The following is a 14,591-nucleotide window of genomic DNA, read 5'->3' on the forward strand; positions in this document are numbered from 1 at the left end:
TGCGGTCAGCGCTGGAGCGTCAGGACGCCCGGCCGCCACGGCAGTTGGTCGTACGGGCCGCCCGCGGTCGGGGACTTGCCCTGGTACAGGAACTGCAGGTTGCAGGGGTCGATGGTCATGGTCTGGTCCGGGTTGTTGCGGACCAGGTCGCCGTGGCTGATGTCATTGGTCCAGGTGGCGCCGCTGTTGGCCTTGCCGGCGAACGGGTTAGACTCGCCGGAGCCCTGCGGGGTCCACGAACCGCTCAGGCTGGTGGCCGTGAACGAGCGGAAGTAGCGGCCGTTCGAACCCTGCGCCTCGACGATCATGAGGTACTGGTTCTGGTCCTTCACCTTGTAGACCTGCGGCGCCTCGAACAGGTTGGCCGCGGTGTCGGTCATCACGGTGGTGTACGAGGACCCGAAGCTGCCCGGGAAGTTGCCGATCGGCATGCTCGCCCGGTAGATGCTGCCGTTGTCGCCGGCGAAGAACAGGTACATGTTCTGGCCGTCGGCGATCAGCGTCTGGTCGATCGGACCGGTGCCGGAGTTGGGGATGCTGCCGGTGAACAGCGGCTGCGGCGCGGACCAGCCGTTGGGGTTGGTCGGGTCGCTGGAGGTGCGGTAGATGAACGGCCAGGCGCCCCACTGGTAGGCGAGGACCCAGATGTTCTTCGGCGCGAAGTAGAACAGCGTCGGCGCCACCGCGGACTGGCTCATCCCGGTCTGCGCGGCCGAGGCCATGTCCGACCAGTTGGTGAACGGCGCGAACGCCATCGAGCCGTACGAGGAGCCGTTCACGTTCGACGCGTACACCAGGTGCTTGCCGTTGTAGACCACGTTGGTGAAGTCCTTCACCGAGGCCCAGCCGTTGGCGGGCTGCGCCAGCGCGCCCGTGGACGACCAGCGGTAGGTCGACGGGAGGGCGCAGGTGCCGGACGGCGGGGTGGTCGCGGTCAGGCCGGTCCACTGCTGGTTGGTGCGGCCGTTGCAGGTCCACAGCTCCACGGCCGTGCCGTTGGCGGTCGCGCCCCCGGTGACGTCCAGGCACAGACCGGACTCGACCCCGGTGATCGAGCCGTCCGCGTTGAGCCGCCACTGCTGGTTCGCGCCGCCGCTGCAGGTGTAGGTCTGCACCCGGGTGCCGGGCGTGGTGGCGTGGTTCGGGACGTCCAGGCACTTGTTGCCGTAGACGGTCAGCTGGTTGCTCGACGTCAGCGTCCACTGCTGGTTGGCGCCGTTCCAGCAGTCGTAGATCTGCAGCAGGGCGCCGTCGTTCTGGTCGGCGCCCGCCACGTCCAGGCAGCGGCCGGAGGCGACGCTCTTCAGGGCGCCGGTGGTGGCCGCCTGGGCCGGGCCGGCGACGAGCATCGCGCCCAGGGCCGCGACGGTCGAGACCGCGGCGGTGAGCATCACGGACAACCGCCTGCGGGGGGAGCGTGAGCGGTGCATGGGACCTCCTCGGGGTGGGGAAGGGGGAGCCGCGGCACGGGCGGGGAGCGCTCGGCTCGCTGCTGCGCGTGCCGCCGGAGCGGGGCCGGCCCGGGAGTCGGCTCGGGGGCCGGGAGCGGCCTCGCGCCGGGGGCGGCGCGGGGCCGGTGCGGAGCCGCGCCCGGTTCGTGCGGCGAACTCGGGCGCGGATCGGCCTACTTGAAGTTCCAGTGCTGGTTGGCGCCGCCGTTGGAGTCCCAGATCTGGACGGGGGAGCCGTTGCCGGTCTGGCCGCCGGGGATCTCCAGCGCCCGCCCGCTGGCGGCGTTGGTCAGCGTGTACGAACCGTCGCCGTTGCGGGCGGCCCGCCAGTGCTGGTTGGCGCCGCCGTTGCCGTCCCAGACCTGCATCCTGGTCCCGTTGGCGGTCTGGCCGCCCGGCTCGTCGAGCACCCGGCCGCTGGCGAGGTTGGTCAGCGTGTACGAGCCGTCGCCGTTCTCGGTGGCGCGCCACTGCTGGTTGGCGGCGGTGCCGTTGGCGTCCCACACCTGGAGCTGGGTGCCGTTGGCGTTCTGCCCCGCGGGCTCGTCGAGGACGCGGCCGGCCGCCACGTCGGTGAGCGTGTAGACGGTGCCGGAGACGATGCCGCCGGACGGCGGCGTGCTGCCGCCGCCCGCGTTGTTCAGGGCGGTGAGCACCGAGCCGTAGGCCGCCTTCTTGTTGCCGGAGTCGTCGAACAGCAGCGCGTTCTCGCCGGTCCGCCAGGAGTCGCTGTCGCGGATGCCCCAGACCGTGATGCCGGTGCAGCGGGCGACGTCGAGGCAGGCCTGGACGGCGCCCGCGTAGGCGGTGGGGGAGGCCTGGGCGATGTCGAGCTCGGTGAGCTGGACGTCCACGCCGAGCGCGGCGAAGTTCGACAGGGTGGTCCGGAAGGAGGCCGGCGCGCCGCCGGAGCCGAAGTGGCTCTGGAAGCCGACGCAGTCGATGGGCACGCCGCGGGACTTGAAGTCCTTGACCATGGAGTAGACGCCCTGGGTCTTGGCGTCCGTCCAGTTCTCGATGTTGTAGTCGTTGTAGCAGAGCTTGGCGGCGGGGTCGACGCCGCGCGCGGTGCGGAACGCCTCCTCGATGAAGCCGTTGCCCAGCACGTTCTGGAACACCGAGCTGCGGTGCTGGCCGCTGCCGCCGTCGGCGAACGCCTCGTTGACCACGTCCCAGGCGTAGACCTTGCCCTTGTAGTGGGTCATCTCCTGGGTGATGTGATTGTTCATCACACTGCGCAGGGTGGTGGCGTCGCCGATGGACGAGACCCAGCCCGGCAGTTGGGAGTGCCAGACCAGGGTGTGGCCGCGCATCCGCTGGCCGTGCGCGGTGGCGTGGTTGACGATCTGGTCGGCGGGGCCGAAGTTGAAGCTGCCGCGGGACGGCTCGACGGTGTCCCACTTCATCTCGTTCTCCGGGGTGATCATGTTGAATTCCCGGTCGAGAACGGTGGCGTACGTCGAGTCGCCGAGCCGGCCCGCGGCCACCGCGGTGCCGAAGTAGCGGCCGCTGCCGGCCGCTGCCGTGCCGAGCGTGGTCGCTCCGGCGGCCTGGGCGGCGGGGCCCGCGGCGAGGACGGCGACCAGGCCGAGTACCGTGCAGGCGGCCGGGGTCAGGAGGGTGCGGAGACGGGTCTTTCCGTTGAGCCAGGGCATGACGGATCGTTCTCCTCGGGTGGGGGGAGCGACTGCGCGCCGGGGAGGCCCGGGGCCTCCGGCCGGCGGCGGTGCGGGCGCACGGTCCCGCCGGGCCGTTCCGTGCCGGGCGGGGCGTGCGGGGGCGGGGTGCCAGGCGGTCGAGGGAGTAGGGGTGGGCGCCGGACCCTCGATCATGCCTGTTAGCGCTAACAATCTTCTGTCGGCCGGGGCCGTGAAGGTTGCCCGGTGAAATCTGTCCGAGGCGCTGCGTCTTGTCAATACTCCGCGCAGCGGCCCGCCCGCGGCGCCCGACGCCGCCCCGGGCCCGCCGACCCGGGGCGGACGCCGCACCCGGCCACGGCCCCGGCTGCAACTTTCACCGCGCACCGCCGGGCGATTCCGCAGCTGGCCGGGCGATTCACGCCGCCCCCACCGGACCGCCGGGGAACGGAAGTTGACGCGGACGGCGGACCGGGCCCAGTATCTTGGCGCTTCATCCGTGGTGGCGCCGGAACCTTCGCACGCTCCAGGCAATCCCGACGGAGAGGTCCCATGTCCCGATCCCGTTCGTTCACCTCCAGGCTGATCGGCGTCCTCGCCGTGCTCGCCCTGGCGGTGGGCGTGAACCTCCAGACGGCCCCGCGGGCCGCCGCCGCCTCGCTGATCCAGATCACGAACTTCGGCGCCAACCCGACCGGCCTGCTGATGCACCTGTACGTGCCGGCCTCGGTCAAGCCCGACCCCCCGATCCTGCTCGCCCTGCACGGGTGCCAGGGCAACGGCCCCTACCTGTACGCGAGCACCGACTTCGGCGCGCTGGCCGACCGGTACGGGTTCCTCGTCGTCTACCCGTCGACGAACCCGAACGGCAGCTGCTGGGACGTCTCCTCCGACCAGGCGCTGACCCGGGGCGGCGGCAGTGATCCGGTCGGGCTGATGTCGATGATCAGCTACACGGAGCAGCACTACCGCGGCAACCCCGCCGCCGTGTACGTCACCGGCGAGTCCTCCGGCGCCATGATGACCAACGTGCTGCTCGCCGACCACCCCGACGTGTTCAAGGCGGGGGCGGCGTTCATGGGCGTGCCCCAGCACTGCTTCTACACCGGCTCGGTGCGCGGCTGGAACGCCCCCTGCGCGCAGGGGCAGGTGTCGATGACCCCGCAGCAGTGGGGCGGCCTGGTGCGGAACGCCTACCCCGGCTACACCGGTCCGCGGCCGCGCGTGCAGCTCTGGCACGGGACGGCCGACACCATCCTGAACCACAACAACCTCGGCGAAGAGATCAAGCAGTGGACCGACGTCCTCGGCGTGAGCCAGACACCGTCGGCCACCGACACCCCGGCCGCCGGCTGGACCAGGACCCGCTACGGCAACGGCTCCGGCGCCGCCCAGGTCGAGGCGTACAGCATCGCCGGGGCCGGGCACCAACTCCCGGTGCAGGGAACGGAGATGGCCGCCGGCGCGATCCACTTCATGGGACTGGACGCCGCCCCCTCCGGCGGCGGCGCGAGCGGCGCGCTGCGCGCCGTCGGCGCGGGCAAGTGCCTGACAGACCCGAGCACGACGGCGGGCACCCAGCAGCAGATCGCCTCCTGCACCGGGGCCGCCGGCCAGACCTGGACCCGCACCGCGTCGAACCAGCTGACCGTGACCGTCGGCGGCAGCACGCTCTGCCTGGATGCCGAGGCCAAGGGCACCGCCAACGGCACCAGGGTGATCACCTGGTCCTGCAACGGCCAGCCCAACCAGCAGTGGCAGCTGAACGCGAACGGCACGATCACCGGCGTCCAGTCCGGGCTCTGCCTGGACGTGGCCGGGCTCGGCACCGCGGACGGCACACCCGTGCAGCTGTGGAGCTGCAGCGGCGCCGGCAACCAGCAGTGGAAGCTGGGCTGACGCCGCCCCGCACCGGCCCGCCGGGACGCCCGTTCCGCGGGTGCCCCGGCGGGCCGGCCGCCGGACGGTGCTCAGGAGCAGTCGGCGCCGTTCAGGGTGAACCGGGACGGGGCCGGATTGGCGCCCGAGTACGTCGCCTGGAAGCCGAAGCTCGCGCTCGCGCCGGGTGCCAGAGTGGCGTTCCACCCGGCGTCCCGCGCGGTCACGGCGCTGCCGGCCTGCGACACGGTGGCGTTCCAGGCGCCGGAGATCCGCTGGTCCCCGCCGAAGACCCAGCCGAGCGTCCACCCGGAGACGGTGGCAGCCCCGGTGTTCTTCACGGTCACCGTGGCCGTGAACCCGTTGCCCCAGGCGCTGTCCACCTTGTACGCCACCGAGCAGGAGGCGGTGGGCGGAGCCGTGTCGTCGTCCGCCTCGGTCGCGGTGAAGGTCGCGGCCTGGACGCCCGGCCCGGCCGCCGTGAACACCGCGACGCCGGCGAGCGCGTCCGCGTCCTGCGCCGCCGACAGCGAAAGCTGCTGCGGGGTGGCCCAGTTCGCCGGGGTGAAGACCAGCGGCGCGGTGGCCGCCGACAGGTCGGTGTCGCCCGAGGAGCGGACGACCGTCACCGTGACGTTCTGCGCGGGGGCGGCCGAGAGCTTCACCGCCACGCTCGCGGAGCCGCCCTCGGGGACGGTCACCGCCGTCGGCGTCACCTGCACCGCGGGCGCCGTCGGCGTCGGGCGCCGCTCGGCGGCGAACGCGGCCAGCCAGGCCAGCGAGGCGTTCCAGTTGATCGCCACCTCGTTGGTCGAGTACGAGCCGATGTCGTCGACGTAGCAGGCGGCCGGTGCGCAGCCCGCCAGTTGGGCCTTGGCGACCGGATCCTCCAGCCCCGCGTCCGGGCCGCCCGCGAAGGAGCCGGCCGGCGGGTGCGGCAGCGAGGCGTCGTTCTGGTGCGCCCAGAACCGGTGGTGCTCGTTCTCCGAGGCCCGCTCGCCGTAGCCGCTCACGTACGAGCGGTCCAGGGCGTTGCGGCCGAGCAGGTAGTCCATCGCCTCCAGGGCGCCGGTCCGGTACCGGGCGGCGCCGGACAGCTCGTAGGCGACCGCCAGCACCATCGCGTTGTTGGCGACCGAGCTGTTCGAGCCCCACACGTAGGCGTCGGCGGTGATCGGCACCGCGTAGCCCTGGCCGCCCATGGTGGCGAGGTAGCCGTCGGCGGCCGAGGTCAGCAGGCCGCGCAGCCGGGTCACGTCGTCCGCGGGCAGGGCCACGCCGGGCACGGTGGCCAGGGTGATCCGGCCGAGCGTCGCGGTGCCGCCCCACCAGAACGCGTCCACCGGTTTGCCGTGCAGCGGGGAGGAGACGACGGCGTCCCGGTACTGCGACTCGCCGGTGGTGGCGAGGAGTTCGGCCGCCGCCCAGTAGAACTCGTCGGACACGTCGGCGTCCTCGTACGCGCCGCCGCCGGTGCTGTCGGTCGCCGGGGCGAGGACGTTCGGATTGGCCTTGGCGGCCGTCCAGGCGCGGCGGGCCGCGTCCAGGCAGCGGGCGGCGAAGGCGGCGTCGTAGGGCGCGTACACCCGGGCGCACTGGGCCGCGGTGGCGGCCAGGTTGAGCGTCGCGGCCGTCGACGGACTGTGCAGTTCCCGCTGCTGGTCGTCGAGTTCGGGCCGGGTCGGCAGGCCGGTCCACTGCGCGTCGTGGATCTTGTGGAAGGCCATTCCGGCCATCGGCCTGCCGTCCGGGACCTGCATCCGCAGCAGGAAGTCCAGCTCCCAGCGGGCCTCGTCCAGCACGTCGGGCACGCCGTTGCCCCGCTCGGGCACCCGCAGCGTGGCGTCGCCGAGAGCCGCGTCCCCGCCCGAACGGCGGGCCCGCTCGAAGGAGTTGACCAGCTCCCAGGTCGCGATGCCGCCATTGACCACGTACTTGCCCTGGTCGCCGGCGTCGTACCAGCCTCCGCGCACGTCCAGCCGGTAGTCGCACACCCCGGCCTGGCACGGCACGCTGGTGTCACCCTTGTTCGGCGCCACCCCCAGGTGACCCGCGGGGCGGGCGTAGGCGCTGCCGCCGGCGAGCGCAGCGTCGATCGCGATGCCGCTGCGCTGCTGGTAGAAGAAGTTCAGGCTGTCGGCGCGCAGCCCGTCGTACAGCGACGCCGAGATGTCGAACGGATGGCTGGCAGAGCCGCCGACGACCAGCGTGAAGCCGGTGCCCGTGCCGGTGTACGCGCCGAAGTCCACCAGGTGGGTGGACTGCCCGGACGCCTGGTCGGCGCCGTGCACGGCGGTGGTGCCGGCCGCGACCTGCGCGCCGGAGGCATCGCGCAACTGCCAGGCGAGCGGGGCGGTCGCGGAGCTGACCACGGTGGCCCGCTTGGGGCCGTCCGGCAGGTAGCCGAGCTGGTTCACCCGGACCGGGAAGTCCGCGGCCGCAGCGGCGGTGGCGGCCGACGCGGTGGCCGGGGCGAGCACGGCGGCGGTCGGGCCGACGGCGACCAGGGCGAGGCCGGTGAGCAGGGCGGCCGCGCGTCGGGGCAGCCCGCGGCCGGAAGGAACGGGAGGCATGAGTGGGAGCCTTCCTGGGTGGGGGAGAGGGGCTGAGCTCATGATGTGGGAGCGCTCCCACACGCCCCAATGAAGCCAGCAGGACCGGCGGTGCGTCAAGAGGTGGTGGATCGAGGGGAGTTGGCGATCGTGGATGGGCTGCCCGGGTGTGTGGGTGCGGGTGTGGTGGGGTTGGTGTCGGACCGTCCGTCGGCCGGGGCTTCTGTGGGGTTGAGGAGTCGGCGGTGCGTCAAGAGGTGGTGGACCGAGGGGAGTTGGCTTCCGTGGACGGGCTGCCGGTGCGCCGGGGGCGGGTCCGGGCGGATCGCTCGTGCGGTGGGGCCGGTGTCGGGCTGTCCGCCGGCCGGGCCTCCTGCGGAGTCGAGGTGTCGTCGGCGGGTGGCGCGGCTCGGTGGGCCCGGCGGGGGCCGGTCGGCGGTCAGGGGCGGTGGGCCGGGCCGGTGCTGTGGCGCAGCACCATTTCCGGGGTGATCCGTACCCGGGCGGTGGGTCGTGTCGTGCCGCCGAGTTCGGCGACCAGCAGTTCCAGGGCGCGGCGGCCGAGTTCGCCGAAGTCCTGGCGGACGGTGGTGAGCGGGGGGATGAAGTAGGCGGCTTCGGGGATGTCGTCGAAGCCGACCACGCTGATGTCCTCCGGTACCGAGCGGCCGGCCTCGTGCAGGGCGCGCAGCAGGCCGAGGGCCATGTGGTCGTTGGCGCAGAACACGGCGGTGACGTCGGCGAGTGCGGCGATCCGCTGTCCCGCCTCGTAGCCGGACCGGGCGCTCCAGTCGCCGGTCTCCACGGCGGGTGCGGGTGCGCCGGCCGCCTCCAGGGTGCGGTGCCAGCCCTCTCGGCGGTCCTGGCTCTCCAGCCAGCCCGCCGGGCCGGCCAGGTGGTGGACGGTGCGGTGGCCGAGGTCGAGGAGCTGCTGGACGGCGGCGACCGCTCCGGAGCGGTTGTCGACGGAGACCGTCGGGATGCTGGAGCGGGTGCCGGAGCCGACCGCGACCACCGGGATCGAGCTGGAGAGCTTGGCGACGGCGCTGACCGCGGAGGTCTGCGGGGCGATCACCACGACTCCTTCGACGCCCTGGTCGCGCAGCCGGTCGACGGTCTCCTGGACGGAGCGGCTGTCCAGCGAGCGCAGGCCGGCGACGCTGACGAAGTACCCGGCGCTGCGGGCCGCCCGCTCGATGCCGTCCAGCATGGAGGCGGGCCCGTACAGCGTGGACTCGAAGCTGACCACGCCCAGGGTCTGTGAGCGGCGGGTGACCAGTGCCCGGGCGGCCGAGTTCGGCCGGTAGTCGAGCTCCCGGATGGCGGCGAGCACCCGGTCCCGGGTGCCCGGCCGGACGTGCGGGGCGCCGTTGAGGACCCGCGACACCGTCTGGTGCGACACTCCTGCCAGCTTCGCGACGTCCGCCATCACCGGCTGGCGCGACTCCGGGTCGGCCGTTTCGGTCCCCAACTCGACTCTCCCTCAGTGACTGCGGCCGACCACCGGGCTGCCCTGCCCGCCTCGGGCGGGGCGAAGGGGGCCGGAGTCGGCCTCGCGCCGGTGTTCAGGGTACCGCCGATTATTGTTCACGCTCACAATCGAGTCTCGCGGCGGGCGGGGATCCGTCGGCGATGCTGTTCTGCCTGGTCAACTGGGGTGTGCCCGCTGGGGGTGGGCTACCAGGACGCATCTCCCGACCGGATCGACCGCCGGCGCCGGAGCACCGCAGGTGGGCGACCGCGAGGAGGTGCGCGGCGGACACCCGGGGCGCGGGGGAGTGCCGGGCGGGTGGAGCGCCGCGTCCGAGGGGGCCCGTGGGCGTCGACACCGGTCCCGCATCCGGCTGTGACACGGAGGAAAGCACGGTGGTGACGGGGCGTCAAGCAGGCTGCGCGGGCTCCTTCATAGCCGGCGACGGGCGTGGCGGCCGGTCGCCGGAGGGGCCGGAGCGCAGGGCCGGTCACGATTGGATAACGGGTCGCAGGGGGCTTGTCGCGGCAGATTGTGAACGCTAACAATCTCACTCGAGCGAAACGGCGCCGCCACACCGAGTTCACACGGACGAGATGGTGGGCCTTCCCCGACCGCGCCCAGACCCGGTCGTCCCGCCCCGTCCCGTGAACGCCGGCCGGTCCCGCCGTCCGTGCGATCGACGATCCCCCGAGAGGAAGTCCTCACATGTCCAAGAGAGCTGCGGCGGCCCTGGTCGCCGGTGCGATGGTCGCTGTCCTGACCGCATGTGGTTCCGGCGGCGGCGGCTCCGCCGGCAAGGGGCCCGGTCACAAGCTCGTGGTGGGCTTCTCGCAGGTCGGTGCGGAGAGCGGCTGGCGGACGGCCAACACCAAGTCGATCCAGGAGTCGGCGAAGAAGGCCGGCGTCGAGCTGAAGTTCTCCGACGCGCAGCAGAAGCAGGAGAACCAGATCAAGGCGATCCGCTCGTTCATCCAGCAGAAGGTCGACGTGATCGCCTTCTCGCCGGTGGTCGAGTCGGGCTGGGACACCGTCCTGAAGGAGGCCAAGGACGCGCACATCCCGGTGATCCTGACCGACCGCGCGGTCGACTCGAAGGACGAGTCGCTGTACGTGTCCTTCCTCGGCTCGGACTTCGTCGAGGAGGGCAAGAAGGCCGGCGACTGGCTGCTGAAGGAGTACCAGGGCAAGGCCGGTGACGTGAACATCGTCCAGCTGGAGGGCACCACGGGCTCCGCCCCGGCCAACGACCGCAAGTCGGGTTTCGCGGACGCGATCAAGGCCGAGCCGAAGTTCAAGGTGGTGGCCTCGCAGACCGGTGACTTCACCCGGGCCAAGGGCAAGGAGGTCATGCAGGCCTTCCTGAAGTCCCAGCCGAAGATCGACGTGCTGTACGCGCACAACGACGACATGGCGCTCGGCGCGATCCAGGCGATCGAGGAGGCCGGGAAGAAGCCCGGGGCCGACATCAAGATCGTCTCGGTGGACGGGGTCAAGGACGCCTTCACCGCGATGTCCCAGGGCAAGATCAACTATGACGTGGAGTGCAACCCCCTCCTCGGCGACCAGCTGATGGAGCTGGTGAAGAAGGTCAAGGCCGGCGAGAGCGTGCCGCGCCGGATCAAGACCGAGGAGGGCACCTTCACCCCGGAGCAGGCCACCGCGGCCCTGCCGAACCGCCAGTACTGACCCGCCCCGCCGGGCGGGGCCGCTCCTTCGGCGCGGCCCCGCCCGGTCCGGCCGCCGAGCCGTGCGCGCGCGGCGGCCGGGGAGAGACGAGAGGAGAACCGGGGTGCGGCAGCAACCGGTCCTGGAAGTGCGGGGGATCCGCAAGGAGTTCCCCGGGGTGGTGGCGCTGGACGGGGTCGATTTCCGGCTCTTCCCCGGTGAGGTGCACGCGCTGATGGGGGAGAACGGCGCGGGCAAGTCCACGCTGATCAAGGTGCTCACCGGCGTCCACCCGTCGGACGGCGGCGAGGTGCTGCTGGCCGGCGAGCCGGTCCGGATCGCCGGGCCGCTCCAGGCCCAGCAGGCCGGCATCAGCACCGTCTACCAGGAGGTGAACCTCTGCCCGAACCTCTCGGTCGCGGAGAACATCTTCATCGGGCGCGAACCCCGCCGGTTCGGCCTGATCGACTGGGCGGCGATGCGGCGCCGGGCCGCCGAACTGGTCCGCGAACTCGACCTGGACATCGACGTCGGCGCCCCGCTGAACAGCTGCTCCATCGCCGTCCAGCAGCTGGTGGCGATCGTCCGCGCGGTCGACGTCTCCGCCAAGGTGCTGATCCTGGACGAGCCCACCTCCAGCCTGGACCGCGACGAGGTCCGCCAACTCTTCGCCGTCATGCGGCGGTTGCGCGACCAGGGGGTGGCGATCCTGTTCGTCTCGCACTTCCTCGACCAGATCTACGAGATCTGCGACCGGCTGACCGTGCTGCGCAACGGCCGCCTGGAGGGCGAGTACCCGGTCGGCGACCTGGACCAGGTCCAGCTGGTCTCCCGGATGATCGGCGCCGAACTGGCCGGGCTGGAACAGCTCGGCGGCGGCAAGCGCCGCGAGCGCACCGCGCCGGCCGACGGAGAGGCGTTCCTGGAGGCCGACGGGCTGACCCGGCGGGGTGCCGTCGAACCGTACGACCTGACCGTCCGCCCGGGCGAAGTGATCGGACTGGCCGGGCTGTTGGGCTCCGGACGGACCGAAGCGGCCCGGCTGCTGTTCGGCGCCGACCAGAGCGACGGCGGCGTGCTGCGGATCGACGGAACCAGGACCGAGCTGCGCGGGCCGCGCGACGCGATCGCCCGCGGCATCGCGTTCTGCTCGGAGAACCGCAAGACCGAAGGCCTGGTCGGCGAGCTGACCGTCCGGGAGAACATCGTCCTGGCACTGCAGGCCGCCCGCGGCTGGCTCCGTCCGCTCCCGCGCACCGCGCAGGACGCGTACGCGCTGAAGTGGATCCGCGCCCTGGACATCCGGCCCGGCAACCCCGAAGCGCTGGTGCGCAACCTCAGCGGCGGCAACCAGCAGAAGGTGCTGCTGGCGCGCTGGCTGATCACCGACCCCAAGCTGCTGATCCTCGACGAGCCCACCCGCGGCATCGACATCGGGGCGAAGGCCGAGATCCAGAAGCTGGTGGCGAACCTCGCCGACGACGGCATGGCGGTGCTGTTCATCTCCGCCGAACTGGAGGAGGTGCTGCGGCTCAGCCACCGGGTCGGCGTGCTGCGCGACCACCGGATGGTCGCGCTGCTGGACAACGACGGCGAGCTCACCCCGGAGCGCGTCATGGCGACCATCGCGAGCGGAGCGGACGCATGAGTACGGCAACGTCGGTGGGGCCGGTGAAGGCGGTGGTCCGCTACCGGCTGTTCTGGCCGGCCGTGGTGCTGGCCGTGCTGCTGGCCGCCAACCTCGCCTTCACCCCCGACTTCTTCTCGGTGCACCTCCAGGGCGGCCACCTGTACGGCTCCCTGATCGACATCCTGCACTTCGGCGCCCCGCTGATCCTGGTCTCCCTGGGCATGACCCTGGTGATCGCCACCGGCGGCATCGACCTCTCGGTGGGTTCCACCGTCGCCATCGCCGGGGCGCTGGCCTGCCTGCACATCAGCGAGTCCGCGGACCCGGGCAGTCCCGGAACCGTGCTGACCGCCGTCGCCCTCGCGCTCGGCACCGCCGTGCTGCTCGGAGCGGCGAACGGCCTGCTGGTGGCCAAGGTCGGCGTCCAGCCGATCATCGCCACCCTGATCCTGATGGTCGCCGGGCGCGGCGTCGCCCAGCTGATCACCGACGGCCAGATCATCACCGTCACCAGCGAGCCGTACAAGCTGATCGGCGGCGGCTACTGGCTGACCGTGCCGTTCGCGGTGCTGCTCGGCGCGCTGGTGGTGCTGGCCACCGTCCTGCTGACCCGTTCGACCGCGCTCGGCCTGCTGCTGGAGTCCGTCGGCGGCAACCCGGTGGCCAGCCGCCTGGTCGGCATCCGGGCCGCGCGGCTGGTGGCCCTGGTCTACGTGTTCAGCGCGCTGTGCGCGGCGCTGGCCGGCCTGATGGTGTCCTCCAACGTCTCGGCCGCCGACGGCAACAACGCCGGACTGTGGATCGAACTCGACGCCATCCTCGCCGTGGTGCTCGGCGGGACCTCGCTGAACGGGGGACGGTTCTCGATCGGCGGCACCGTCCTGGGCGCGCTCATCATCCAGACCCTGTCCACCACCGTCTACACCATCGGCATCCCGCCGGAGACCACCCTGGTGTTCAAGGCGTTCGTGGTGATCGCGGTCTGCCTGATCCAGTCGCCCGCCTTCCGCGCCAAGCTCGCCGCCCGCGGCGGCCGGGCCCGGCGCACCGCGCGGCCGCAGGCCGCCGCCCCCACCAACCGGGAGGTCGGCGCATGAACGCCAACGCCCTGCTGACCCGCCTGCGCGGGCAGATCCCGCTGCTGGTCACCGCCGTCCTGCTGGTGTCGATGTTCAGCGTCGGCTCGGTGCAGTACGACGGCTTCTTCTCCGGCCAGGTCGTGCTCAACCTGCTGATCGACAACGCCTTCCTGCTGGTCGTCGCGGTCGGCATGACCTTCGTGATCCTGACCGGCGGCATCGACCTGTCGGTCGGCGCCGTGGTCGCCCTGTCCACCATGGTCTCCGCCTGGCTGGTCGAGCGGCACGGCTGGCCGCCGCTGCTGGTGATCCCGCTGGTCCTGCTGATGGGCACCGCGGGCGGCTGGGTGATGGGCTGGGTGATCCACGTCTTCGAGATCCAGCCGTTCATCGTCACCCTGGCCGGCATGTTCCTGGCCCGCGGCCTCTGTTACACGATCAGCGTCGAGTCGATCTCCATCACCGACCCGCAGTACACCGCGATGGCGCAGACCCGCATCCCGCTGGGCGACCTGTTCGTCTCGCCGAGCGCGCTGATCGCGGTGCTGGTGGTCGCCGTCGGGTTCGTGGTCCTCCACTACACCCGGCTCGGCCGCAACGTGTACGCGCTCGGCGGCAGCGAGCAGTCCGCGCTGCTGATGGGCCTGCCGGTGCAGCGCACCAAGACCACCGTCTACGCGATCAGCGGCTTCTGCTCCGCCCTCGGCGGCGTCCTGCTCACCTTCTACATGCTGTCCGGCTACGGCCTGCACGCGGTGGGGCTGGAACTCGACGCGATCGCCGCGGTCGTCATCGGCGGCACCCTGCTGACCGGCGGCTCCGGCTACCTGCTCGGCACCCTGCTGGGCGTGCTGGTGCTCGGCCTGATCCAGACCGTGATCAGCTTCCAGGGCACCCTGAGCTCCTGGTGGACCCGGATCGTCATCGGCGCGCTGCTGTTCGTCTTCATCGTCCTGCAGCGACTGATCACCGCCCGCCGGCGCTGACCGGCCCCCGCGCGGCGGTCCGGCGCCTGCGTCACCGGGCCGCCGCACCCACCGGAATGTGAGCGCTATCAATTCCCCGGCCCGATTTCCCGGCCCGATTCCCCCGGCCCCGCCGGGCCGTCCGGCACCCCGCTTCGTCGGACGGCCCGCGCGGTTCCCGGTCCGCTCCCGCCGACGGCAGCGGACCGGGAGCACCGGTCGGCCGCCGGCCCGCAACGGCGCGGAACCGCCGGCGGCCG

General features: G+C 72.2%; 8 protein-coding genes and 1 pseudogene. 5 read left to right on the top strand and 4 right to left on the bottom strand.

Annotated features, from left to right (window positions below; all coding sequences use genetic code 11):
• Positions 1-5 precede the first annotated feature (5 nt).
• Both ACFV1L_RS19450 and ACFV1L_RS19455 read right to left on the bottom strand, forming a co-directional pair.
• Positions 6-1,430 (bottom strand): non-reducing end alpha-L-arabinofuranosidase family hydrolase, encoded by a 1,425-nt coding sequence (locus ACFV1L_RS19450; protein ID WP_380367376.1) that lies wholly within the window; start codon positions 1,428-1,430, stop codon positions 6-8.
• A 197-nt stretch (positions 1,431-1,627) separates the two neighbouring features.
• Positions 1,628-3,106: pseudogene (locus tag ACFV1L_RS19455) on the bottom strand (endo-1,4-beta-xylanase); the annotation flags it as partial.
• Between the two features lie 534 nt (positions 3,107-3,640).
• On the opposite strand from ACFV1L_RS19455, the gene ACFV1L_RS19460 reads away from it, so the two are divergent.
• Entirely contained in the window at positions 3,641-4,987 is a 1,347-nt protein-coding gene (locus ACFV1L_RS19460) for a PHB depolymerase family esterase (RefSeq protein WP_380367377.1), read from the top strand.
• A 71-nt stretch (positions 4,988-5,058) separates the two neighbouring features.
• On the opposite strand, the gene ACFV1L_RS19465 is transcribed toward ACFV1L_RS19460, so the two are convergent.
• Positions 5,059-7,539, bottom strand: a complete 2,481-nt coding sequence (locus tag ACFV1L_RS19465) for a glycoside hydrolase family 9 protein (RefSeq protein WP_380367379.1) — start codon at positions 7,537-7,539, stop codon at positions 5,059-5,061.
• Between the two features lie 418 nt (positions 7,540-7,957).
• Positions 7,958-8,989: a LacI family DNA-binding transcriptional regulator gene (locus ACFV1L_RS19470; protein WP_380367381.1), complete on the bottom strand. Its 1,032-nt coding sequence runs from the start codon at positions 8,987-8,989 to the stop codon at positions 7,958-7,960.
• Positions 8,990-9,697: 708 nt separating this feature from the next.
• Here ACFV1L_RS19470 and ACFV1L_RS19475 point away from each other — a divergent pair.
• The 4 genes from ACFV1L_RS19475 to yjfF all read left to right on the top strand — a co-directional run bounded on the left by ACFV1L_RS19475 (position 9,698) and on the right by yjfF (position 14,352).
• Complete coding sequence (locus ACFV1L_RS19475) at positions 9,698-10,678, top strand: ABC transporter substrate-binding protein (protein WP_380367382.1); 981 nt, start codon at positions 9,698-9,700, stop codon at positions 10,676-10,678.
• A 103-nt stretch (positions 10,679-10,781) separates the two neighbouring features.
• Positions 10,782-12,305, top strand: a complete 1,524-nt coding sequence (locus tag ACFV1L_RS19480; protein WP_380367384.1) for a sugar ABC transporter ATP-binding protein — start codon at positions 10,782-10,784, stop codon at positions 12,303-12,305.
• Positions 12,302-13,384 (top strand): ABC transporter permease, encoded by a 1,083-nt coding sequence (locus ACFV1L_RS19485; protein ID WP_380367386.1) that lies wholly within the window; start codon positions 12,302-12,304, stop codon positions 13,382-13,384. Before ACFV1L_RS19480 ends, ACFV1L_RS19485 begins: the two co-directional genes overlap by 4 nt.
• A complete protein-coding gene (yjfF, locus tag ACFV1L_RS19490) occupies positions 13,381-14,352 on the top strand; it encodes a galactofuranose ABC transporter, permease protein YjfF (protein WP_380367388.1) in 972 nt (323 codons plus the stop codon). The genes ACFV1L_RS19485 and yjfF overlap by 4 nt, the downstream gene beginning before the upstream one ends.
• Positions 14,353-14,591 lie beyond the last annotated feature (239 nt).

Source organism: Kitasatospora sp. NPDC059646 (assembly GCF_042734615.1).
GTDB lineage: Bacteria > Actinomycetota > Actinomycetes > Streptomycetales > Streptomycetaceae > Kitasatospora.

Excerpts from the sequence above, each read along its gene's own strand:
- ACFV1L_RS19450 (WP_380367376.1), bottom strand. The coding sequence starts at position 1,430 with ATGCACCGCTCACGCTCCCCCCGCAGGCGGTTGTCCGTGATGCTCACC.
- ACFV1L_RS19460 (WP_380367377.1), top strand. The coding sequence starts at position 3,641 with ATGTCCCGATCCCGTTCGTTCACCTCCAGGCTGATCGGCGTCCTCGCC.
- ACFV1L_RS19465 (WP_380367379.1), bottom strand. The coding sequence starts at position 7,539 with ATGCCTCCCGTTCCTTCCGGCCGCGGGCTGCCCCGACGCGCGGCCGCC.
- ACFV1L_RS19475 (WP_380367382.1), top strand. The coding sequence starts at position 9,698 with ATGTCCAAGAGAGCTGCGGCGGCCCTGGTCGCCGGTGCGATGGTCGCT.
- ACFV1L_RS19485 (WP_380367386.1), top strand. The coding sequence starts at position 12,302 with ATGAGTACGGCAACGTCGGTGGGGCCGGTGAAGGCGGTGGTCCGCTAC.
- yjfF (WP_380367388.1), top strand. The coding sequence starts at position 13,381 with ATGAACGCCAACGCCCTGCTGACCCGCCTGCGCGGGCAGATCCCGCTG.